This window comes from Stenotrophomonas sp. GSD10 (assembly GCF_056172695.1).
In genome coordinates this window covers 567,470-589,442 of sequence record NZ_JAOCMC010000002.1, presented here as the reverse complement: position 1 = coordinate 589,442, position 21,973 = coordinate 567,470, and the positions used below count along the sequence as shown (strand labels likewise).

The 21,973-nt window shown below is 65.9% G+C and carries 17 protein-coding genes, 6 tRNA genes and 1 pseudogene; 7 read left to right on the top strand and 17 right to left on the bottom strand.

Annotation, left to right across the window (positions count from 1 at the left end; genetic code table 11):
* Window positions 1-185: 185 nt before the first annotated feature.
* The 9 genes from lon to N4G47_RS02815 form a co-directional block, all read right to left on the bottom strand.
* Window positions 186-2,636 carry an endopeptidase La gene (lon, locus tag N4G47_RS02855; protein ID WP_475285087.1) on the bottom strand — a complete coding sequence of 817 codons (2,451 nt, stop codon included), beginning with the start codon at window positions 2,634-2,636 and terminating at the stop codon, window positions 186-188.
* 141 nt (window positions 2,637-2,777) lie between these two features.
* On the bottom strand, window positions 2,778-4,067 hold the full coding sequence (gene clpX / locus N4G47_RS02850) for an ATP-dependent Clp protease ATP-binding subunit ClpX (protein WP_004154600.1): 1,290 nt from the start codon (window positions 4,065-4,067) through the stop codon (window positions 2,778-2,780).
* Window positions 4,068-4,193: 126 nt separating this feature from the next.
* Window positions 4,194-4,820: an ATP-dependent Clp endopeptidase proteolytic subunit ClpP gene (gene clpP / locus N4G47_RS02845; RefSeq protein WP_004146318.1), complete on the bottom strand. Its 627-nt coding sequence runs from the start codon at window positions 4,818-4,820 to the stop codon at window positions 4,194-4,196.
* Window positions 4,821-4,894: 74 nt separating this feature from the next.
* Window positions 4,895-6,190, bottom strand: coding sequence for a trigger factor (gene tig, locus N4G47_RS02840; protein WP_107230004.1), 1,296 nt, complete (start codon window positions 6,188-6,190; stop codon window positions 4,895-4,897).
* 188 nt (window positions 6,191-6,378) lie between these two features.
* Window positions 6,379-6,462 (bottom strand) — tRNA-Leu (locus N4G47_RS02835).
* A 110-nt stretch (window positions 6,463-6,572) separates the two neighbouring features.
* Window positions 6,573-6,890, bottom strand: a complete 318-nt coding sequence (locus N4G47_RS02830) for a hypothetical protein (RefSeq protein WP_475285085.1) — start codon at window positions 6,888-6,890, stop codon at window positions 6,573-6,575.
* 224 nt (window positions 6,891-7,114) lie between these two features.
* Window positions 7,115-7,190, bottom strand: a tRNA-Lys gene (locus N4G47_RS02825).
* 196 nt (window positions 7,191-7,386) lie between these two features.
* Window positions 7,387-7,462 (bottom strand) — tRNA-Lys (locus N4G47_RS02820).
* 79 nt (window positions 7,463-7,541) lie between these two features.
* A tRNA-His gene (locus N4G47_RS02815) sits at window positions 7,542-7,618 on the bottom strand.
* A 635-nt stretch (window positions 7,619-8,253) separates the two neighbouring features.
* Between N4G47_RS02815 and N4G47_RS02810 the strand changes: the two genes are divergently transcribed.
* Window positions 8,254-9,186: a hypothetical protein gene (locus N4G47_RS02810; protein ID WP_475285083.1), complete on the top strand. Its 933-nt coding sequence runs from the start codon at window positions 8,254-8,256 to the stop codon at window positions 9,184-9,186.
* Window positions 9,187-9,418: 232 nt separating this feature from the next.
* Complete coding sequence (locus tag N4G47_RS02805) at window positions 9,419-9,685, top strand: hypothetical protein (protein WP_475285081.1); 267 nt, start codon at window positions 9,419-9,421, stop codon at window positions 9,683-9,685.
* 161 nt (window positions 9,686-9,846) lie between these two features.
* Here the strand turns inward: N4G47_RS02805 and N4G47_RS02800 are convergent.
* Both N4G47_RS02800 and N4G47_RS02795 read right to left on the bottom strand, forming a co-directional pair.
* Window positions 9,847-9,923: transfer RNA gene (locus N4G47_RS02800), tRNA-Arg, on the bottom strand.
* Between the two features lie 39 nt (window positions 9,924-9,962).
* Window positions 9,963-10,039: transfer RNA gene (locus N4G47_RS02795), tRNA-Pro, on the bottom strand.
* A 179-nt stretch (window positions 10,040-10,218) separates the two neighbouring features.
* On the opposite strand from N4G47_RS02795, the gene N4G47_RS02790 reads away from it, so the two are divergent.
* Complete coding sequence (locus N4G47_RS02790) at window positions 10,219-10,977, top strand: Bax inhibitor-1/YccA family protein (protein ID WP_475285079.1); 759 nt, start codon at window positions 10,219-10,221, stop codon at window positions 10,975-10,977.
* Between the two features lie 84 nt (window positions 10,978-11,061).
* On the opposite strand, the pseudogene N4G47_RS02785 reads toward N4G47_RS02790, so the two are convergent.
* The 6 genes and pseudogenes from N4G47_RS02785 to grxC all read right to left on the bottom strand — a co-directional run bounded on the left by N4G47_RS02785 (window position 11,062) and on the right by grxC (window position 15,773).
* Window positions 11,062-11,812, bottom strand: a pseudogene (locus tag N4G47_RS02785) (sulfite exporter TauE/SafE family protein).
* A gap of 25 nt (window positions 11,813-11,837) precedes the next feature.
* Entirely contained in the window at window positions 11,838-12,746 is a 909-nt protein-coding gene (locus N4G47_RS02780; protein WP_475285077.1) for a LysR family transcriptional regulator, read from the bottom strand.
* Window positions 12,747-12,799: 53 nt separating this feature from the next.
* On the bottom strand, window positions 12,800-13,543 hold the full coding sequence (locus tag N4G47_RS02775) for a cysteine hydrolase family protein (protein ID WP_475285075.1): 744 nt from the start codon (window positions 13,541-13,543) through the stop codon (window positions 12,800-12,802).
* A 226-nt stretch (window positions 13,544-13,769) separates the two neighbouring features.
* Complete coding sequence (locus N4G47_RS02770; protein WP_107229995.1) at window positions 13,770-14,774, bottom strand: isocitrate dehydrogenase; 1,005 nt, start codon at window positions 14,772-14,774, stop codon at window positions 13,770-13,772.
* Between the two features lie 319 nt (window positions 14,775-15,093).
* Window positions 15,094-15,486 (bottom strand): carboxymuconolactone decarboxylase family protein, encoded by a 393-nt coding sequence (locus N4G47_RS02765; protein WP_005408260.1) that lies wholly within the window; start codon window positions 15,484-15,486, stop codon window positions 15,094-15,096.
* Window positions 15,483-15,773 (bottom strand): glutaredoxin 3, encoded by a 291-nt coding sequence (gene grxC / locus N4G47_RS02760; RefSeq protein WP_049400919.1) that lies wholly within the window; start codon window positions 15,771-15,773, stop codon window positions 15,483-15,485. The genes N4G47_RS02765 and grxC overlap by 4 nt, the downstream gene beginning before the upstream one ends.
* Before the next feature lie 142 nt (window positions 15,774-15,915).
* Between grxC and N4G47_RS02755 the strand changes: the two genes are divergently transcribed.
* The 4 genes from N4G47_RS02755 (at window position 15,916) to ppk1 (ending at window position 21,896) form a co-directional block, all read left to right on the top strand.
* The gene (locus tag N4G47_RS02755) at window positions 15,916-17,562 is read left to right on the top strand and encodes a M48 family metalloprotease (RefSeq protein ID WP_475285072.1); all 1,647 of its coding nucleotides are present in this window, start codon (window positions 15,916-15,918) and stop codon (window positions 17,560-17,562) included.
* Between the two features lie 116 nt (window positions 17,563-17,678).
* Window positions 17,679-18,368, top strand: a complete 690-nt coding sequence (phoB, locus tag N4G47_RS02750; RefSeq protein ID WP_005408258.1) for a phosphate regulon transcriptional regulator PhoB — start codon at window positions 17,679-17,681, stop codon at window positions 18,366-18,368.
* A 106-nt stretch (window positions 18,369-18,474) separates the two neighbouring features.
* Entirely contained in the window at window positions 18,475-19,788 is a 1,314-nt protein-coding gene (phoR, locus tag N4G47_RS02745; protein WP_475285070.1) for a phosphate regulon sensor histidine kinase PhoR, read from the top strand.
* A gap of 50 nt (window positions 19,789-19,838) precedes the next feature.
* Window positions 19,839-21,896 (top strand): polyphosphate kinase 1, encoded by a 2,058-nt coding sequence (ppk1, locus tag N4G47_RS02740; RefSeq protein ID WP_475285068.1) that lies wholly within the window; start codon window positions 19,839-19,841, stop codon window positions 21,894-21,896.
* The last annotated feature ends 77 nt before the right edge of the window (window positions 21,897-21,973 follow it).

Below are 21,973 nucleotides of genomic sequence, written 5' to 3'. Positions count from 1 at the left end.
TATTCGACAGGGAAGCAACCGCACGCGTTCTGCATGCGGCCGCCATGTGGAAACGGTTCGCCGATTCAGTCATCGCTGACAGCGATCACTCATTCGCGAGTGCTGCTTTTATACCAGCGGCCCTACCCCCACGCAAGCTGGAAAGCCAGCAACGACGCGGGTTTCGGGCCGTTGGACAGCGCGCGTCAATGCTTGACGCGCGCGCTTCCACTCGGTTTGGCCTTGCTGCGCACAGTGACGCGCTGCGCACTCTTGCGCGCCTTCTTGGGCGCCAGCGGACGCTCCAATGCCAGATCCAGCACCTCTTCGATGTACTTCACCGGCACGATCTTCAGATCGCGGGTGACGTTGGCCGGGATGTCCGCCAGATCCTTGCGGTTCTCCTCCGGAATGATGACCGTGCGGATGCCGCCGCGCAGCGCCGCCAGCAGCTTCTCCTTCAGCCCGCCGATGGCGGTGACGCGACCGCGCAGCGTGATCTCGCCGGTCATCGCCACGTCGGCACGCACCGGCACCCTGGTCAGCATCGACACCAGCGAGGTGACCATCGCCGCACCGGCACTCGGGCCATCCTTCGGCGTGGCACCATCGGGCACGTGCAGGTGCACGTCGTGCTTCTGCAGGAACTCCGGATCGATACCGAAGCCGACCGCGCGCGAACGCACCACCGACAACGCCGCCGACGCCGATTCCTTCATCACGTTGCCGAGCTGGCCGGTCAGGATCAGCTGGCCCTTGCCCGGCACCAGCGTCGATTCGATCTGCAGCAGGTCGCCGCCCACTTCGGTCCAGGCCAGACCGGTGACCAGGCCGATCTCATTCTCTTCCTCGGCACGGCCGAAGTCGAAGCGACGCACGCCCAGGTACTTGTCCAGGTTCTTGCCGGACACGCTCACCAGCGCCTTCTTCTTGGCGCCCTTCTTCGCCTTTGCCGCCGGCTGCGGGCCGGCCAGCGCGATCTCCTTCACCACCTTGCGGCAGATCTTGGCGATCTCACGCTCCAGGTTGCGCACACCCGATTCGCGCGTGTAGTAGCGCACGATGTCCTGGATGGCATCGCTGCCGATCTCCAGCTCTTCCGGCTGCAGGCCGTTGGCCTTGATCTGCTTCGGAACCAGGTAGCGGGTGGCGATGTTGAGCTTCTCATCCTCGGTGTAGCCGGGGATGCGGATCACTTCCATGCGGTCCAGCAGCGGGCCCGGAATGTTGAGCGAGTTCGAGGTGGCCACGAACATCACTTCGGACAGGTCCAGGTCCACTTCCAGGTAGTGGTCGTTGAACGCGTTGTTCTGCTCCGGATCGAGCACTTCCAGCAGCGCCGAGGACGGATCACCACGGAAGTCCATCGACATCTTGTCGATCTCATCGAGCACGAACAGCGGGTTCTTGCTGCCGACCTTGTTGAGGTTCTGCACGATGCGGCCCGGCATCGAACCGACGTAGGTGCGACGGTGGCCACGGATCTCGGCCTCGTCGCGCACGCCGCCCAGCGACATGCGCACGAACTTGCGGTTGGTGGCCTTGGCGATGGACTGGCCCAGCGAGGTCTTGCCTACGCCCGGCGGCCCGACCAGGCACAGGATCGGGCCCTTCATCTGCTTCACCCGCGACTGCACCGCCAGGTATTCCAGGATGCGTTCCTTGACCTTCTCCAGCCCGTAGTGATCGGCGTCCAGGGTGTCCTGCGCAGCCTTGAGGTCCTTGCGCACCTTGCTGCGCTTCTTCCACGGCACGCCCAGCAGCCACTCCAGGTAGTTGCGCACGACCGCCGCTTCGGCCGACATCGGCGACATCTGCTTGAGCTTGTTCAGTTCGTTGCGCGCCTTGGCTTCCACGGCCTTGGGCATGCCGGCCTCGGCGATCTTGCGCGCCAGCTCTTCCAGCTCGCCCGGCGCATCATCCAGGTCACCCAGTTCCTTCTGGATGGCCTTCATCTGTTCGTTGAGGTAGTACTCGCGCTGGCTCTTCTCCATCTGCGACTTCACGCGGCCGCGGATGCGCTTTTCCATCTGCTGCACGTCGATCTCGCCATCGACCAGGCCGACCAGCATCTCCAGGCGGTCGCTCACCGCCAGCGTTTCCAGCAGGCGCTGCTTGTCGGCCAGGCGCACGCTGATGTGGGCGGCGATGGTATCGGCCAGGCGCGCCGGCTCATCGATGCCCGACAGCGTCTGCAGCAGTTCCGGCGGCAGCTTGCGGTTGGTCTTCACGTACTGCTCGAACAGCGACATCAGCGAGCGGGCGATCGCTTCGACCTCGCGCGCCTCGCGACCGTCAACGGCGTCGATCTCCACCGCCTGGCCGTGCAGCGAGCCGTTGCGCTCGTCGACGTGGGTGACCTGCACGCGCGACAGGCCTTCGACCAGCACCTTGATGGTGCCGTCGGGCAGCTTCAGCAGCTGCAGCACCTGCGCCAGCGTACCGACCTGGTAGAGGTCGGCCGCATGCGGGTCGTCGGTCTCGGCCGACTTCTGCGCCAGCAGCAGGATGCGCTTGTCCGATTCCATTGCCTGTTCGAGCGCGTGCATGGACTTGTCACGGCCGACGAACAGCGGGATGACCATGTGCGGGAACACCACTACGTCGCGCAGCGGCAGGACCGGCAGGTCGAGGGTTTCACTTGGGGAACGGGCCATGGGGGCTCCAGGGAAGGGGAAAACCGCCTCCGGGAGGGCATCTTCCGGAGACAAAAAAGCCGATGGCCCCGTTATGGGGCCATCGGCTTTCAGATGCAAGGCGTTCGTTGAAAATCCTTTCCAATCAACAACCTGGAAGGATCACTCGGCGCCTGCGGCCTTCTGTTCAGGGGCCGCCGGGGTCTGGTAGATCAGGTACGGCTCGGACTTGTGCTCGATCACCGACTCGTCCACCACCACCTTGCTGACGTTTTCCTGCGACGGCAGGTCGTACATGGTGTCCAGCAGGACCGATTCGACGATGGTGCGCAGACCACGGGCACCGGTCTTGCGCTTGAGCGCCTTGCGGGCAATGGCCGACAGCGCGTCCGGACGGAACTCCAGCTCGACGTTCTCCATCTCGAACAGCTTCTTGAACTGCTTGGTGATGGCGTTCTTCGGCTCGGTCAGGATCTTGATCAGGGCCGGCTCGTCCAGCTCCTCCAGGGTCGCCACCACCGGCAGGCGGCCGACGAACTCGGGAATCAGGCCGAACTTGATCAGGTCTTCCGGCTCGACTTCGGCCAGCACCTTGCCCACTTCCTGCTTGCGCTCGCTGCTCTTGACCTTGGCACCGAAGCCGATGCTGCCCACGTCGGTGGAACGGGCCTGGATCACCTTGTCCAGCCCGGCGAACGCGCCGCCGCAGATGAACAGGATGTTCTTGGTGTCCACCTGCAGGAATTCCTGCTGCGGGTGCTTGCGGCCGCCCTGCGGCGGCACGCTGGCCACGGTGCCTTCGATCAGCTTCAGCAGCGCCTGCTGCACGCCTTCGCCGGACACATCGCGGGTGATCGACGGGTTCTCGCTCTTACGCGAAATCTTGTCGATCTCATCGATGTAGACGATGCCCTGCTGCGCCTTCTCGACGTCGTAGTCGCACTTCTGCAGCAGCTTCTGGATGATGTTCTCCACGTCCTCGCCCACGTAACCGGCTTCGGTCAGCGTGGTGGCGTCGGCCATGGTGAACGGCACGTTGAGCAGGCGGGCCAGGGTCTCGGCCAGCAGGGTCTTGCCCGAACCGGTCGGGCCGACCAGCAGGATGTTCGACTTCGCCAGTTCGACGTCGTCGTTCTTCTGCCGGCTCTCAATGCGCTTGTAGTGGTTGTACACGGCCACGGCCAGGGTGCGCTTGGCGCGGTTCTGGCCGATCACGTACTGGTCGAGAACCTCGAGGATCTCGCGCGGCTTGGGCAGCGAACTGCGCGCCGACTGCGCCTTTTCCTCAAGCTCCTCACGGATGATGTCGTTGCACAGCTCCACGCATTCATCGCAGATGAACACGCTCGGACCCGCAATCAGCTTGCGCACTTCATGCTGGCTCTTGCCGCAGAAAGAGCAGTAGAGGATCTTGCCGGTGTCCGTGGAACGACCTTGGCGGTCTTCGCTCATGCTTCGCTTACCCAGTTGCCCCACCCGCTGAACGGGGGTTCGATTCGAGAATAGCACAGGGCCGAGGGGACACCAGTCCCGCCCGACCCTGCAGGAACGAGGCCTCCATGGCCCCGTGAAGGCCGGTCAACCGGCCTGGATCGACTCATCCGGACGACGCTCCAGCACCTGGTCGACCAGACCATAGGCCTGGGCCTCAAAGGCACTCTTGAAGTTGTCGCGCTCGGTATCGCGGGCGATCGTCTCCAGCGACTGGCCGGTGTGCTTGGCCAGCACCTCGTTCAGGCGCGAACGCAGGGTCAGGATCTCACGCGCGTGGATGTCGATATCGGTGGCCTGGCCCTGGTAGCCGCCCAGCGGCTGGTGGATCATCACGCGCGAGTTCGGCAGCGCATAGCGCTTGCCGGCTTCGCCCGCGGCCAGCAGCAGGGCGCCCATCGAGGCGGCCTGGCCGATGCAGGTGGTGCTCACATTCGGCTTGATGTACTGCATGGTGTCGTAGATCGCCATGCCGGCGGTGACCACGCCACCCGGCGAGTTGATGTAGATGTTGATGTCCTTTTCCGGGTTTTCCGATTCCAGGAACAGCAACTGCGCCACCACCACGTTGGCCATGTGATCGTCGATCGGGCCCACGAGGAAGATCAGGCGCTCCTTCAACAGGCGCGAATAGATGTCGTAGGCACGCTCGCCGCGGCTGGTCTGCTCGACCACCATCGGAACCAGGTTCAGGGCTTTGGTTCGGTTGTCCATTACGTGAGGTACCTGTCTTGGGGAAACAACCCCGCGCCGGCAACGACGCGGGGGATGCGGTGATCCGCCCGGGATTACTGGCGGATCGCGTCCTGGAACGACAGCTTCTCTTCGGTGTGCTGGGCACGCTCGGCGATCCAGTCGATCACCTGCTCTTCCATCACACGGTTCTGCAGGCCAGACATCAGCTGGGGGTCGTTGCGGTACATCTCAATGACCTGTTCCGGCTCTTCGTAGGTCGAAGCGATCAGACGCATCGTTTCATTCAGGCGCTTGGGTTCCAGGCGCAGGTCGTTGGTGCGGGCCACTTCACCCACCACCAGGCCGACCAGCACGCGCTTGGCGGCCGCGTCCTTGAAGCCTTCGTGGGCGTCGGCCGGGATCTCACCGACGTTCTGGCCGTTGCGGCGGATCTGCTCGACCTGCTGGGCCAGCATGGCGCGGGCTTCGTTGTCGACCAGGCGCGGCGGCATTTCCACCGAAGAGTAAGCGGCGATCAGCTGCTCACCGACTTCGCGGCGCAGGCGGTTCATCAGCGCGCCCTTCAGCTCGCGCTCCAGGTTGGCGCGGATGTCGCTGCGGAACTGCTCGACGTCGCCGCCCTTCACGCCGAAGCTCTTGATGAAGGCTTCGTCCACCGCCGGCACGACCGGCTCGGACACTTCAGCCACCTTGACGGTGACCTGCACGGTCTTGCCGGCCAGCACCGGCACGCGCCAGTCCGCCGGGAAGTCGACGTCCAGGGTCTTCTCTTCACCCTTGGCCAGGCCGACCAGGCCCTTCTCGATGGTGTCGAACATCATGCCCTGGCCGAGCACGATCGAACCCTTCTCGGTGCCTTCGGCCGGCAGGCGCTCTTCGCCGGCCTGCGACCAGGTCTCCACCGCCACCAGGTCACCGTCCTGCGCGCCACGGCTGACCGGGGCCCAGGTACGGCGCTGGTTCTGCAGGTTCTCGATCATCTGGTCGATGTCGGCGTCGCTGATCTCGGCAGTGTGGCGCACCACGGTCAGCTTGCTGACGTCGAGGTCGCCGAAGTCCGGCACCACTTCCACGGTGGCCACGAACGAGAACTCGCCCTCCTCGCCCTTGTCGATGCGCGGGCTGCCGACGATGCGCAGGTCGTGCTCACGCACGGCCGCGTCGAAGGTTTCGCGCAGCAGGCCGTCCAGCGCCTCGCCACGGACCTGCGCGCCGAAGCGCTGCTCGATCACCTTGGCCGGCACCTTGCCCGGACGGAAACCCTTGATGCGGGTGGTACGGGCGATTTCGCCCAGGCGGCCGACGATGTGGCTCTGCAGACGGTCTTCCGGCAGCGAGAAGCTCAGGCGGCGTTCCAGGTTGCCGGTGGATTCGATCGAAGCTTGCATGTTGACTCCTGCCACCGGTGGCCCAGGCCCCCGGCTCGATGATGGGATGAAACGGTTGTAAGGACACGACGTCTGGGACGCGCCTGCTTGCCGCAGCCCTTTAGTTTCGCCCAATTCGGCGTGCACTGCCAGCGCGTGCCGGTCAAGGGGGCGCCGATGGCCCGATCAGGGCGGGGACAGGCCGGCACTGGTGCGAAAGGGGGACTCGAACCCCCACGCCTTGCGGCACTGGAACCTAAATCCAGGGCGTCTACCAATTCCGCCACTTTCGCGTGGCCGGCACAGGCGTTCATTGTCGCAGGCGGGCGCAGGAAGCGGAAGGCCTGCACAAAGCTGAATCTGCCGCCCCGGGCGACCGGCAGCCGCCCGGGACGCTGATGGATCAGGGCTGGCGGGGTTCGGCCGGCGCCGCGCCAGCGCCCTGCCCGTCTGCCGCGTCCATCCTGCGGATCTCAACACCACCGTCATCGGTCCGGCGCATCTGCACCGCCCCGGACGGCGCCGCCCCCTCCATCGGCGCGGTCGGCTGCATCGGCATCGCCTCCCCGGCCGAAGCAGCCGGAGCAGCCGGAGCACTCTGCGCAGCGGCATCATGTCCGGCAGCCTCACTCCCGGCCTCACTCACCGCCTCACACGCGGTCAGCGCCACCAGTGCGAACGGCAACAGCAGCGCCAGGCGCAGTCGATTGAAATCGGCCATCAGGATCGTCCTCCATGCATGCGCCTTCGGCGCGGAACCACCATTGGGTGCGATGCACGAGGCAATGCGGTGAGAAGCAGCGCACAGCATTGAAAACACCGATGACGCGTATGCCCCGGGTTTCATCACCGCTTCAGTAGATCCACGCCATGGGTGGATGAAGGCCGCCCCGCCCACGCGCGCGGGCAAGAAAAAGCCACTTGGCAAACCAAGTGGCTTTCGTCTGGTGGGCTGTCAAGGATTCGAACCTTGGACCTATTGATTAAGAGTCAACTGCTCTACCAACTGAGCTAACAGCCCGAAATCGGGGCGCGAATTATGACCCGATCCGCTCGGTGGGCGCAAGCACTATTTTCAACATCGTTGAAACCAGTACTGCGATCCCGCTACTGCGGCAGATCCACGCCAGGCGGGGATCTGCGGCGTGTGATCCAACAGAAAGAAGGAGTCACACTTAAAGAAAAAAGCCACCTGGCGTACCAGGTGGCTTCCGTCTTGGTGGGCCGTCAAGGATTCGAACCTTGGACCTATTGATTAAGAGTCAACTGCTCTACCAACTGAGCTAACGGCCCGTGAAACTCAGACGCACATTGTAGCGTGCATTCTGTTTATTGCAATACCGTTTCGGCTGCGCCGACGCGGTTGAAACAGTGGGGTGGCTGAGGGGATTCGAACCCCCGACCACCGGAATCACAATCCGGTACTCTAACCAACTGAGCTACAGCCACCACTGAAACGTCTGCTCCCCGCCGATGAGGCTGGCGTTGGAACCTGATGCTTTGCAACCGGGTGGAACCAGAAGTCCGTCCCCCGAAGCGAGTCCGGCATTTTCCGGGAGTCGCGAAGGAATTGCAAGCGTTTCTTCACATTGATGTGCAGGCACCTGCATCAGCGGTGCGTGGCCACAATTTCGCACCCTGCGCCGCGAACGGTCAGCGGCGCCAGCCGCGTTTCTGCTCTGCGGCGACCCACAACATCACGCGTGTTCTCCACTCTCCTGCGGCCAGGTGTGGACGCAGTGCGATGCACGCCTCCGTCATTGGCCACGCATGATCGGAAACGCGCAGTCCGGTGATGGACGCGGAACCGGATCGGCCATCCAGACAACACGACACACGGCTGTCCACCCACCACGTCGTGGCATTGCGCCGCAGCGCACGGACGGCCCGCCACCACAACGCCTCCGACGCCCAGTTCCGGGCGCCAGCCCCGCCCCTCATCGGCGAGCCGAGGCATGAACAAAAGATGAATAAATAGTGAACAAATCGCGAATGACGCTGGGGAGATCCGCTCATGCACCGTTAGCAGCGGGACATGGAAGGCGAGGCGGACGTTTGAAACCCTGTCACGTCCGGCAACGAAGGTGAAACACCAGATGAGAAAACGGCAAATCGGAGTGATCGCACTGACAGCGGTGCTGACAGTGGCGGCCGTTGCACTGTTCGTCCACCTGCAGCAGGCGCCTGCAGATGCCATGCACGCGGATGCAACCAGACGCGTCGGCCCGACGCAGGAATCGACCCGGCAGGCGCAGCCGCAAGGCTCCGGTGCGGCAACCGCACAGCGGCTTGAGAGGGACAGCAGGATCCCGCCCGGCTCGTACACCGCGGTGGGACCCAAGGCCTACCAGATCACCCGGGCACACGAATTCCGCCCTGCGGGCGATGCACTCGCCCACGTCAGGCAACTGATGCTGCGCTCCGATGCCGGCGATGCCACGGCCACGTACGAGATCCATCTGACCATCGAACAGTGCCAGACCTTCACTTCGGAGCGCGCTGACGTACTGGCCGATTCGGCCGCCAGCGTCGGTGCGGGCGGCTGGTTCCTGGAACGATCCGAGCGCCTGCTCAAGGAGTGCGAATCGCTGGCGCTGGAGCGCGACATCTACCACACCGACTGGCTCTCCAAGGCTGCTGCAATGGGCTCGCAGGAAGCCATGCGCGCCTACTCGCTCTCTCCAGAGAAGGTCATCGGCTCACTGGATGACGCCATTCGGGATCCAGCCCGGCTCAGCCAATGGAAGGAGACCGCGCTCAACTATCTCGATGCACTGGCTGCACAGGGAAACATTTCCGCACTCGGTGATCTGGAAAGGGCGTACGCCGCCGGCAGCTTCACGCAACCCGACCCTGTGCGCGCCTGGGCATACGCGCGCGCGTTGCAGAGGGTCAACCCGCGCCTGGTCACCCAAGACGATCTGATGCGCTACGAGAAAGACCTGACTCAGGAGGAGAAGGCCAACTCACGAACCCTTGCTGAAAACATCTATCAGAACTGTTGCATCCTGAAATAGGGGAAAGGAAAACATGAAAACTGTGGGAATCAAGGACACTCCAGGGTTTCGAACGAAGCATCTTTCGATCCTGCTCGGCGCACTGGTACTTATGACTGCCTGGGAGGCGTCTGCGGCCAATCGCGGCGTTCTCAACTGCAGCGAGTGCACGGTCACCGTACCGAATCCGGATGAAGCAACGTATCGCGTGCTGTCCCGGGAGCGTGAGCGCCAGAGCCCCTCGAGCGGGACCGTGTGGCAGGTCGCGAACCGGATGAAGCCCGGCGACACCCTGACGGTGTGCAATGGCATCGTCTGCGCGGACTACACCCTGCGCTACAACCAGGTGTTCGACAGTGGCACGATTGTTTCCACCGTCCTGCCGCCCCCTGCACGTGGCGGCGGCGGTGGTGGCGGCGGTGGTGGCGGTGGCGGTGGCGGCAGCGGCCCGATCGGCGGCGGCTGCCACGGCAACTGCGGTGGCGGCAGGGTTGATGTGGGCGAACTCGAACAGCTGTGATTCCACACGGGGCGCTTCAACGCAGTGCCCTGCCAGGACGCAAAAAGGCCAGCGCACCGCGCTGGCCTTTCTTTGTTGCCCACGATGTCGCGATCCGCGCATCCCCGGTGTTCCCGGGGGCTCCGCCAGCATCAGAATAATCTATAAGCCATTGATTCCAATGGCGCGCCCGACAGGAATCGAACCTGTAACCGCCGGCTTAGAAGGCCGGTGCTCTATCCAGTTGAGCTACGGGCGCCCGAACCGGAACGGTGTCCAATCCGACGTGATGTGGGATTGGTCGGGGTAGAGGGATTCGAACCCCCGACATCCTGCTCCCAAAGCAGGCGCGCTACCAGACTGCGCTATACCCCGGTCTTGCAATCCCCTCGGGCCGGGCCCGGGAGCTGGCCATTGTCGCCAAGCGCATTGCGAACTGTCAACGCGGGCAGCGCGACGCGGGCGCCGGCAACAGCGCCGTGCGCGGTCATCGGCTATGCTCGCGGTGATCGGCCGGATGGCCGTCCAGACCCTCATTCGCACGGAGAACGCGCATGCGCAGCGGCAGCCCGGCTCTTTCCGAGTCGACCTTCCTCGACCTCGCCAACGGTTCGGTGGTGACCCGCCCCGACCAGGTGATGACCCTCAACGGCACCGCCAACAAGACCGGCATCCTGCTGCTGTTGACCGTGCTGACCGCCGCCTTCGCCTGGAACCAGTCGGTCGACGCATACGGCCAGATGACCGGCGGTGCCGGCCTGTACGCCATGGGCGGCGCGATTGGTGGCCTGGTGCTGGCGCTGATCACCGTCTTCAAGAAGGAATGGTCGCCGGTCACCGCACCGATGTACGCACTGGTCGAAGGCCTGTTCCTGGGCGCGGTCTCGGCCCTGTTCAACATGAAGTACCCGGGCATCGTGTTCCAGGCCGTGCTGCTGACCTTCGGCACGCTGGCCGCATTGCTGATCGCCTACCGCAGCGGCGTGATCAAGGCCACCGAGAACTTCAAGATGGGCGTGGTCGCCGCCACCGGCGGCATTGCCCTGCTCTACCTTGCCTCGTTCGTACTCGGCTTCTTCAACATCAACGTGCCGGTAATCCACGACGCCAGCTGGCTGGGCATCGCCTTCAGCCTGTTCGTGGTGGTGGTGGCCGCACTCAACCTGGTGCTGGATTTCGACTTCATCGAGACCGGCGTGGCCCAGCGCGCGCCGAAGTACATGGAATGGTATGGCGCATTCGGCCTGATGGTGACCCTGGTCTGGCTGTATGTGGAGTTCCTGCGACTGCTGTCGAAGATCCAGCAGCGCTGAGTCCTGGCGCGCCGTAAACGACAAGCCGCGATCCGCAAGGGCCGCGGCTTTTTCGTAGGAACAGGATCCCACGACCTTCCACGGCTACCGCCCGGCCAGCAGCACCGGCAGCGACGACGCCAGCAGCGCGATGCCGGAGGCGGTCAGCAGGCTCAGCACGACCTGCCGGAAACGTGTCTCGCTGATACCGATGTAGACCCGCGCGCCCAACAGCGTCGGCACCAGCATGGCCGGTGCCACGATGGCGAAGTACGGCAGCATCTGCCGCGTCACCAGGCCACTTCCGACATAGGTGGCCATGGTCACCGCCAGCATCGCCAGATTGAAGTTCTGGATGACCGCGCGCTGCTCGTCCCTGCCGAAGCCCCGCAGCGTGCTCCACAGCGTCGGCACCGGTCCGGCGAAACCGCCAATGCCACTGAGCACCCCCGGCCATGCCGGCGATCGCATCGCCCACACGGCCACCCACGGTGATCGGCGGCAACGACCGCACCATCAGCATCACCGGGCACCACAGTGCCAGGAAGCCGCCCAGCAGCGCCTTGAACCAGTCCATGTCCAGCTGCGGCAGCACCATCACGCCCATTGGAATGCCGGCCAGCCCGCCCAGCACGAAGGGCAGCAGCAGGCGCAGGTTGAAGCCGCGGCGCACGGTAAACACCGCCACCAGTTGGCCGACCAGCGCGCCGAACACCGAAAGCGTGGCCGCCAATCTCGGCTCCAGTCCCCATGCCCAGAACGACATCGCCACCATGCCGAAGGCGAAGCCGGACAAGCCCTGCACGAATCCAGCGACGATCGCGCCGAGCGCGACCAGCAGATACACCGACTCCATCACCACCTCGGTTGCAGATGCGCGACTACCCTACCGCGCCCACCTGGGCAGCGTAGTGCGCTGCGAGGTGCTCGACCAGCGCGCGCACTTTCGGCGCCAGCGCACGTGCATGCGGATACAGCGCGAAGTAGCGGCGCTGCCCGGCATGCCAGGCCGGCAACACGCGGATCAAGCGGCCCGCGCGCAGGTCCTCCTGTACGGTCAGTGCAGTGAACAGGCTGATGCCCATTCCGGCCAGCGCGGCGGCATACAGCGCGGGCGTGGCATCCACGCGCAGGCGCTGGCCGGCCTCGATGCTCACGCTGGCACCGCGTGGTCCCTGCAGCTGCCAGGGCGGCATTGACGGCGTGGGACTGAATCCCAGCAGCGTGTGCTGTTCGAGATCCGCAGCCTGCCGCGGCAGACCACGACGTGCCAGATAGGCCGGCGCAGCCACCAGGATGCGCGGGCAGCTGGCCAGTTCGCGCGCGACCAGCTGGCTGTCCGGCAACGTGGCGGCGATGCGCAGGGCCAGATCGAAGCCACCGCCGACCACGTCCACCAGCTGGTCATCGGCCGACAGGTCCAGCGTCACCTGCGGGTAGCGCTGCAGGAATGATGGCAGCCATTGTGGCAACTCCTGGCTGGCCACCACCTGCGGCACACTGATCCGCACGGTGCCGCTGGGCTGCGCCTGCCCGGCGCGCGCGCGGTCATCGGCTTCCTGCAGGCGGTCCAGCAGCGCGCCGGCCTCCCGGTAGTAGTCGCGTCCGGCTTCGGTCAATGACAACCGTCGGCTGTTGCGATCGAGCAGGCGAACCTGCAGATGCTCTTCCAGCTGGCGCAGCTGCCGTGACATCGCCGAGTGCGTGGTGCCCAGGCGCTCGGCGGCGGCGGTGAAACTGCCCGCATCAACGATGGCGCGCAGCGCGCGCAGAGCGGCAAAGTGGTCCATCGGTGGTCGGCTCCACAGGGCGGGGCCCGCGACGTGCGGACCCCGCCAGCTTATCAAGCGCCGTTGCCGGCCTTGCGCACCGGCAGCGCCAGGATCGCATCGGTACGCATGACATCACCGAAGGTGTCTTCGATCTGCGCCAGCGAGGCCTCGTGCAGCACGCGATGATCGATGCGACCGCCATTGGCCAGATCCAGGTCACGGCTGGCACTGGCATCGGAGGCCACGATCACCCGATAGCCGCGCGGCGCGGCGGCGGCATCACGCGCGGCACCGGCCACGCAGGCGTGGGTCTGCAGACCGGTGACGATCAGCGTGTCGATGCCGGCGTCCTTCAGCACCGTGTCGAGCACCGCGGCCGAGCTGCCAGCGAACACGCTGACGTTGTCCTTCTGTACCACCGTCTCGCCCTTGCGCGGCTGCAGGTCGCGATGGAAGGCCGCATTGACGCTGCCCTGCGCGAACAGCGGCGCACCGGCCGGCAGCACGTGCTGCACGTGGATCACGCGGATGCCGTTGGCGTCGGCAAATTCGACCACCCGCTTGGCCTGGCGCAGCGCGGCCACGCCATCGGGGATGACCATGCGGCCACCGGCAAAGCCCGGTGCGACGCTGGCATCGAAATACTCGTTCTGGAAATCGATCACCAGCACGGCGGTCTTCGCTGCATCCAGCGCGGTCACCGACGGCGCGCCGGCCATGTGGCGGATGGTCGGGTGGGACGGCTCGACGGCGGCAACCGGGGCAGCGGCGGCCATGCCGATCAGACTGGCCAGGCCAAAGGCGGTGAGGTTCATGGTGCGGATTCCTGTGCGATGGGTGTGGGGCACAGGATGCGGAGCGCCTGGCGCACGAACCAGCCATGTAACAGCACATGATCTGTGCGAAAAACGCACTGTAGAGTCGAGCCATGCTCGACTGCTTCTACGTAGTCGAGCATGGCTCGACTCTACAAGAGCGCGGAAACACAACGGGGCGCCCGAAGGCGCCCCGCTGTGGATCCAACCGAGGTCGGCCGGCCGCTTACAGGCGGCTGGCGATGGCCTTGGCGAAGCTCATGGTGGTGCCGGTGCCGCCCAGGTCGCCGGTCAGCGAGTCCTTGGCTTCCATGGTGGCGACGATGGCCTTGCGCAGGCGCTCGGCGTTTTCCGGCTGGCCGACGTGGTCCAGCATCTGTGCGGCTGCCAGCAGCAGCGCGCACGGATTGGCCTTGCCCTGACCGGCGATATCCGGCGCGGTGCCGTGCACGGCTTCGAAGATCGCCGCGTCCTTGCCGATGTTGGCACCCGGGGCCAGGCCCAGGCCGCCGACCAGGCCGGCGCACAGGTCGGAGATGATGTCGCCGAACAGGTTGGTGGTGACGATCACGTCGAACTGCTCCGGACGCATCACCAGCTGCATGCAGCAGTTGTCGACGATCATTTCCTGGAACTCGATGTCCGGGTACTGCGCGGCCACTTCACGGGCGACGTTCAGGAACAGGCCCGAGGTCGACTTGATGATGTTGGCCTTGTGCACGGCGGTGACCTTCTTGCGGCCGACGCTGCGGGCCAGCTCGAAGGCATAGCGCACGATGCGCTCGGAGCCCTTGCGGGTGATGCGGGTGCCGGAGAAAGCGGTCTCGCCGTCGGCCGACACTTCCTGGCCTTCGGCCAGGTAGGCACCTTCGGTGTTCTCACGAACGGTGATCAGGTCAACGTTGTCGAAACGCGACTTGGTGTTCGGGAAGGTGTGGGCCGGACGCACGTTGGCGTACAGGTCGAAGTGGCGGCGCAGGCTGACGTTGATCGAGGTGAAGCCACCACCGACCGGGGTGGTCAGCGGGCTCTTCAGCGCCACCTTGTTGCGCGCGATCGATTCCAGGGTCACCGCCGGCATCAGGTCGCCGTGCTTTTCCAGGGCCACCAGGCCGGCGTCGGCGTCTTCATACTCCAGGCCAGCGTTGAGCTGGTCGAGCACGAACAGGGTGGCGTCCATGATTTCCGGGCCAATGCCGTCGCCGCGGATGACCGTAATTTTCTGCGTCATTGATCGATGTTCCGAACAGGGGAAAAACGCCGTCCGGACGTGCCCGGAAACGCCGGCGCAAAGGAAGTTTCACCGGCAATTATGCCTTACCCGGCTCAGAGACCCCAAATAGGCAATTAGTCCGAGCCGGGTAAGGCAGAATTGCCCGCGCATTCCACCTTATCCCCGCGCCTGTCGGCGCGCCCCTTGAACAACAAGGGGGCTCCTGGGCTGTTGGATCGCGGGGCAGGCCCCCTCGCCGGCCCGGTAGTGCCGGCCGCTGGCCGGCATTGCCTGAACCCGGCATGGTCGGGGTTGCCGGCCAGCGGCCGGCACTACCTCAGTGCTCGTGCGCTGCCGGGGCGGCGGCGCCGCCTTCGAGCTGGTCGAGGAAGTCGACTGCGCGGCGCAGGTGCGGGATCACGATCGAGCCGCCCACCACCAGGCCGACCGAGAAGGTCTCGAAGAACTCCTCGCGGGTCACCCCGGCGTCCTTGCACTGGGCCACGTGGTAGCTGATGCAGTCGTCGCAGCGCAGCACCATCGAGGCCACCAGGCCCAGCAGCTCCTTGGTCTTCACGTCCAGCGCGCCGGCCTGGTAGGTCTGCGTGTCCAGCGCGAAGAAGCGGCGCACCACCTGGTTCGGTTCGCCCAGGATGCGCTCGTTCATGCGCTTGCGGAAGTCGGTGAATTCGGCGATGCGGTCCTTGCTGCCGTCGTCGGCCGCGCTCATGCCTGGCCCTGCCCGGCCAGCAGCGGCTCGAGCTTGCCTTCACGGTGCAGGGCCATCATGTCGTCGTAGCCGCCGACATGGACGTCGCCGACGAAGATCTGCGGCACGCTGGTGCGGCGGGTCAGCGCCATCATCTTCTCGCGCTCGACCGGGTCCAGGTCGATGCGGACCTCGGTCCACTGCTGGCCCTTGCTCTTGAGGAAGTTCTTGGCGGCCACGCAGTAAGGGCAGACGGCGGTGGAATAGATGGTGATGGCGGGGGCACCGCCGGCGGTCTGGGCTGTCACGGGAAACTCCACGATGGATCGACGGTCTACATATGGTACCGGTGCGCTGGAATTTCCACGCCACGGCCGCAACACTGTGGATTAACGAATGGTTGCCCCCTGCCCTGCCACGCTGGGCGCGCCCCGCCCGAGGACCTTCTGCTTGCGAGCCCTGCTGCTGACTACCGCCGTCACCCTGGCCCTGGCCATGCCGCTGGCCCGGGCCCAGGAGAAGCTGCCCGACATCGGCTCCTCGGCCGGCGAGCTGCTGACCCCGGCGCGCCAGGCCGAGTACGGCGCGATGATGCTGCGCGAACTGCGCAACTACGGTTACCTGCTGGATGATCCGCTGGTCAACGACTGGCTGCAGACCATGGGCACCCGGCTCGGCTCCAACAGCGACCAGCCGCGCCAGCCCTACACCTTCTTTGTGATGAAGGACCGCCAGATCAACGCCTTTGCCACCCTGGGCGGCTACATCGGGGTCAACGCCGGCCTGGTGCTGACCGCCGAGCGCGAGGACGAGGTGGCCGCGGTGCTTTCCCACGAAATCGCCCACGTCACCCAGCAGCACGTGCTGCGCGGGGTCGAACGCGCCCAGCGCGACCAGATCCCGATCCTGCTGGGCATGCTGGCGGCGGTGGTGGCCGCCCAGGCCAGCAACAGCAGCTCGTCGGGCAACGCCACCATGGCCGCGATCAGCTCGGGCATGGGCCTGATGCAGCAGCGGCAGATCAACTACACCCGCTCCAATGAGTCCGAGGCCGACCGCCTGGGCATCCGCACCCTGTCGCGCAGCGGCTACGACGTGGATGCGATGGCCGGCTTCTTCGAGCGGATGTCGGCAGCGATGCGCGGCAACGAGGGCGGCTACAGCGTGCCGGAGTTCCTGCGCACCCACCCGGTCAACATCACCCGCATCAGCGAGGCCAAGGCCCGCGCCGAGCAGATGAAGAAGGACACGGTGCTGCTGACCACCACAACGCCGACCGGCGAGCGCAGGGAACGGGTGGACCCGGCCGACCCCGGCTTGGCCGAACCCCTGTTGCGCGGCAACAACCCGTTGCTGCCGGCCAGTGTGCTGCGCGTCCCGATGGGGCAGCTCAGCCGTGGCGCCAGCGGCGACTTCGACTGGGCACGTGAGCGCCTGCGCGTGCTCAGCGCCGACTCGACCCCCGAGCTGGAGCGCGAATATGCCGACCTGGCCAAGCGCCAGAAGAACGGCCTCAACGACGCACAGCGCTACGGCCAGGCCCTGGCAGTGATGCGCGGTGGCCGCAGCGGCGCCGGCCAGGCCCGGCAGACGCTGGCCGGCCTGTTGCAGGACCATCCGGGCAACCTGTGGCTGGCCCTGGGCCTGGGTGAGGCCGAGTCGCGGGCGGGCCAGTCCGCGCAGGCCAACAGCCGGTTCGAGCAGCTGCTGCGCGAGCACCCCAACAGCCGCCCGGTGGCCCTGACCTATGCCGAGATCCTCAACGAACAGGGCAACCCCGATGCCGGCAAGCGTGCCCAGGCCATGCTGCGGCCGCTGCTGTCGCAAAGTGGTAACGATCCGGTCTTCCAGCAGCGCTACGCCCGCGCCAGCGAGCTGGCCGGTGACAGCGTGCGGGCCAGCGAGGCCTATGCCGAGGCCGCCTTCCTCAGCGGGCGCCCGGAGCAGGCGCTGATGCAGCTGCAGGCACTCAAGCGCAACCCGGCCCTGGACTACATTGGCCGCGCCCGGGTGGACGCGCGCATCGAGGCGATCACCCCCACCGTGCTGGAACTGCGCCGGCAGGGCGTGCAGGACCCGGATCTGGACCGCCGCTGAGCCGCGCATGACCGGCCGATGGCAATCACGGCCGGTTCCGGCCGGGTAGTCACAAACATGTCATCAAACCGTAGTCTACTGGCACCACTCCAGTAACCGAGCCCTACGGTGTCCTCGTGCAGAAACGCATCCTGATCGTCGACGACGAGCCCGCGATCCGTGAAATGGTCGCCTTCGCCCTCCGCAAGGGCGATTACGAACCGGTCCACGCCGGCGATGCCCGTGAGGCCCAGACCGCGATCGCCGACCGCGTCCCCGACCTGATCCTGCTGGACTGGATGCTGCCCGGCACCAGCGGCCTGGACCTGGCCCGTCGCTGGCGCAAGGAAACACTGACCCGCGAAGTGCCGATCATCATGCTGACCGCCCGCGGCGAAGAGAACGACCGCGTCGGTGGCCTGGAAGCCGGTGTCGACGACTACGTGGTCAAGCCGTTCTCGGCGCGCGAACTGCTGGCCCGCATCCGCGCGGTCATGCGTCGTGCCCGCGAGGACGATGAGGATGGCAGCGTGGCGGTCGGCCCGATCCGCATCGACGGCGCCGCCCATCGCGTGTTCGCCAACGACCAGCCGGTGCCGATCGGCCCGACCGAGTACCGCCTGCTGCACTTCTTCATGACCCACCCCGAGCGCGTCTACACCCGCGCCCAGTTGCTGGACCATGTATGGGGCGGCAGCGTGTATGTGGAAGAGCGCACCATCGACGTGCACATCCGCCGCCTGCGCAAGACGCTGGAACCGTTCAACGCCGAAAACATGGTGCAGACCGTGCGCGGCGCCGGTTACCGCTTCTCCACTGCCACCTGAGTCTCGTCGTGCCGGCGCCGCGCACCCGCGGGTGCCGGCGCCGGCAACTCTGCTATAACCCTCGGTTCACCCCAGTGAACCGCCGCACCTCAACGACGAGATCGCAATGCCCCGCCACATCCGCTCTGCCTGGTTGAAGACCCTGGCCACCGTTGCCGCGGTACTGCTGTTCGCCGGACTGGTGGGATGGTTCACGGGCCACCTGTGGTTGTGCATCGCGCTGGGCGCGCTGGCCACCCTGGCCTGGCATTACTGGCGCCTGCGCAGCGTGCTGCGCCGGCTGACCGCGCGCCAGCGCTGGGATACCGCCGAAGAAGGCACCGGTGTCTGGAACGAACTGGACCGCCTGCTGTACCGCAACCAGGTGGAAATGCGCGTGCGCAAGCGCCGCCTGCTGGACATGCTGCGCAGCTACCGCGCCGCTGCCGCCGCGCTGCCCGATGCGGTGGTGGTGCTGGACCGTAACAGCCAGCGCGTGCAGTGGTTCAACGAAGCGGCCACCGCCCTGCTCGGCCTGCACCATCCCGGCGACCTCGGCGAAGCGCTGGTCGAACGCCTGCAACCGATGCCGCTGGCGCATTGGCTGGCCGGCGGCCGCAATGCCGAGCCGATCCTGGACGTGCCCTCGCCGGTCGATCCGGCGATCCGGCTGAATCTGCGCCTGATTCCCTATTCCTCCGATTACTGGCTGCTGATCGCCCGCGACGTCAGCAAGCTGCTGCGCCTGGAGCAGGTGCGCCGCGACTTCGTGGCCAACGTTTCACATGAGCTGCGCACGCCGCTCACCGTGGTGCACGGCTACCTGGACATGATGGACCCGGAAGATTTCCCGGGCACCGGTCCGATGCTGGAAGAAATGCGCAAGCAGAGCCAGCGCATGGCCCAGCTGGTGGAAGACCTGCTGACCCTGTCGCGGCTGGAATCGCAGGAACACAGCGAGGAGGAGACCGTGGCGATGCAGCCGATGCTGGCCACGCTGCGCCGCGAGGCCGAAGCGCACAGCCAGGGCCGCCACCAGATCAGCATCGACGATCTTGCCGGCGTCGACCTGCAGGGTTCGACCAAGGAACTGCACAGCGCCTTCTCCAACCTGGTCACCAATGCCGTGCGCTACACCCCGGCCGGTGGCCGCATCGCGGTGGAGTTCCGCCGCGAAGGCGACGGCGCGGTGCTGGCGGTGCGCGACTCCGGCTATGGCATTCCGGCCAACCACCTGCCGCGCCTGACCGAACGCTTCTACCGTGTTTCCAGCAGCCGTTCGCGCGAGAGCGGCGGTACCGGCCTGGGCCTGTCGATCGTCAAGCACATCCTCGGCCTGCACCATGCGCGGCTGGAGATTGAAAGCGAAGTCGGCAAGGGCTCGGTGTTCTCCTGCCATTTCGATGCCGACCACGTGCGCCCACGTGAGTCCGCCCCCTGACCACCATCGAAGAATGACGCCATGAGCAGCCTCGGATCCCTCCCCTCCCCGTGAGCCCGGATAACGATCCGTTGCGCGACCCGGCGCTGTACATCAACCGCGAGCTGTCACAGCTGGATTTCAACTTCCGCGTGCTGGCCCAGGCGATGGACCCGCAGGTGCCGCTGCTGGAGCGCCTGCGCTTCATGTGCATCTCCTGCACCAACCTGGATGAATTCTTCGAGATCCGCGCCGCTGCGGTCCGCCATGCGCAGGAATTCGGCCTGCCGCCGGCACCGGACGGGATGAGCCCGCAGGCCATCCTCAATGCCATCCACGAACGCGCCGCCGAACTGGTGGACCAGCAGTACCGCTGCTGGAACGAGACGCTGCGCCCGGCGCTGATGGACGCCGGCATCGGCGTGCTCGGCCGCCATTCCTGGACCGATCGCCAGAAGCGCTGGCTGCGCGCCTACTTCCGCAACGAGATCATGCCGGTGCTGTCGCCGCTGGGCCTGGACCCGGCGCATCCGTTCCCGAAGATCCTCAACAAGTCGCTGAACATCGTGGTGGTGCTGAAGGGCACCGACGCGTTCGGCCGTGCCGGCCACCTGGCCATCGTGCGCGCGCCGCGCTCGCTGCCGCGCATCATCCAGCTGCCGGAGAAGCTGGGTGGTTCGCAGAACTTCGTGTTCCTGTCCTCTGTGCTGTCCACCTTCGTCGACGAGCTGTTCCCGGGCATGGAAGTCCAGGGCGCCTACCAGTTCCGCGTCACCCGCAACTCCGAACTGGTGGTGGACGAGGAAGAAGTGGAGAACCTGGCGCTGGCGCTGCGCGACGAACTGGTCGACCGCGGCTACCGGCCGGCGGTGCGGCTGGAAATCGCCCATGACATGCCGCGCGAGATCGTGCGCACCCTGCTGCAGAACTTCGGCCTGACCGAGAACGCGGTGTACCGCATCGACGGCCCGGTCAACCTCAACCGCATCATCCAGCTGTACGACCTGATCGCGCAGCCGGACCTGAAGTATCCGCCGATGACCCCGCGCACCCTGCGCGACAGCGACGGCATCTTCGAGATCGCCGCGCGCCAGGACCTGCTGCTGCACCATCCGTTCGATGCCTTCAGCGCGGTATTGGACCTGATCCGGCAGGCGGCGATCGATCCCAACGTACTGGCGATCAAGCAGACCCTGTACCGCACCGGCAAGGACTCGCTGATTGTCGACGCGCTGATCCAGGCCGCGCGCAACGGCAAGGACGTGACCGTGGTGGTCGAGCTGCGCGCGCGCTTCGACGAAGAGGCCAACCTCGGCCTGGCCGATCGGTTGCAGGAAGCCGGCGTGCAGGTGGTGTACGGCGTGGTCGGCTACAAGACCCACGCCAAGATGCTGTTGATCGTGCGCCGCGAGGGCCGCAAGCTGCGCCGCTACGTGCACCTGGGTACCGGCAACTACCACAGCGGTACCGCGCGCGCATACACCGACATCAGCCTGATCACCGCCGACGCGGATATCGGCAACGACGTGCACCTGCTGTTCCAGCAGCTGTCCGGTCTGGCCTCGAAGATGAAGCTCAAGCGCCTGCTGCAGTCGCCCTTCACCCTGCACACCGGCATCCTCGGCCGCATCGAGCGCGAAACGCGCATCGCCGCCGCCGGCCGCCCGGCACGCATCATCGCCAAGATGAACGCGTTGAACGAACCGCAGGTGGTGCGTGCGCTGTACGCCGCCTCGCAGGCCGGCGTGCAGATCGACCTGATCATCCGCGGCGCCTGCACCCTGCGCCCGGGCGTGCCGGGCGTGTCGGACAACATCCGCGTGCGTTCGATCGTCGGCCGCTTCCTCGAGCACAGCCGCGTGTACTGGTTCGGCAATGACGGCGCGCCGGAGATGTACTGCGCCAGCGCCGACTGGCTGGAACGCAACCTGCTGCGCCGGGTCGAGACCTGCTTCCCGATCCTCGATCAGGAACTGGCCAAGCGGGTGTACCGCGAGGTGCTGCAGAACTATCTGGACGACAACCTCAACGCGTGGGAGCTCGATGCCGACGGCGTGTACCACAAGCGCGCCCCGGCCCATGACGAGGCGCCGCATTCGGCACAGATGGCGTTGATGCAGGGGCTGTGACCCGGTGTGTCGACCAAGGTCGACACCTACCAGGGGCGGTAGGCACCGATTTTGATCGGGATTGGATCGGTGCCGAC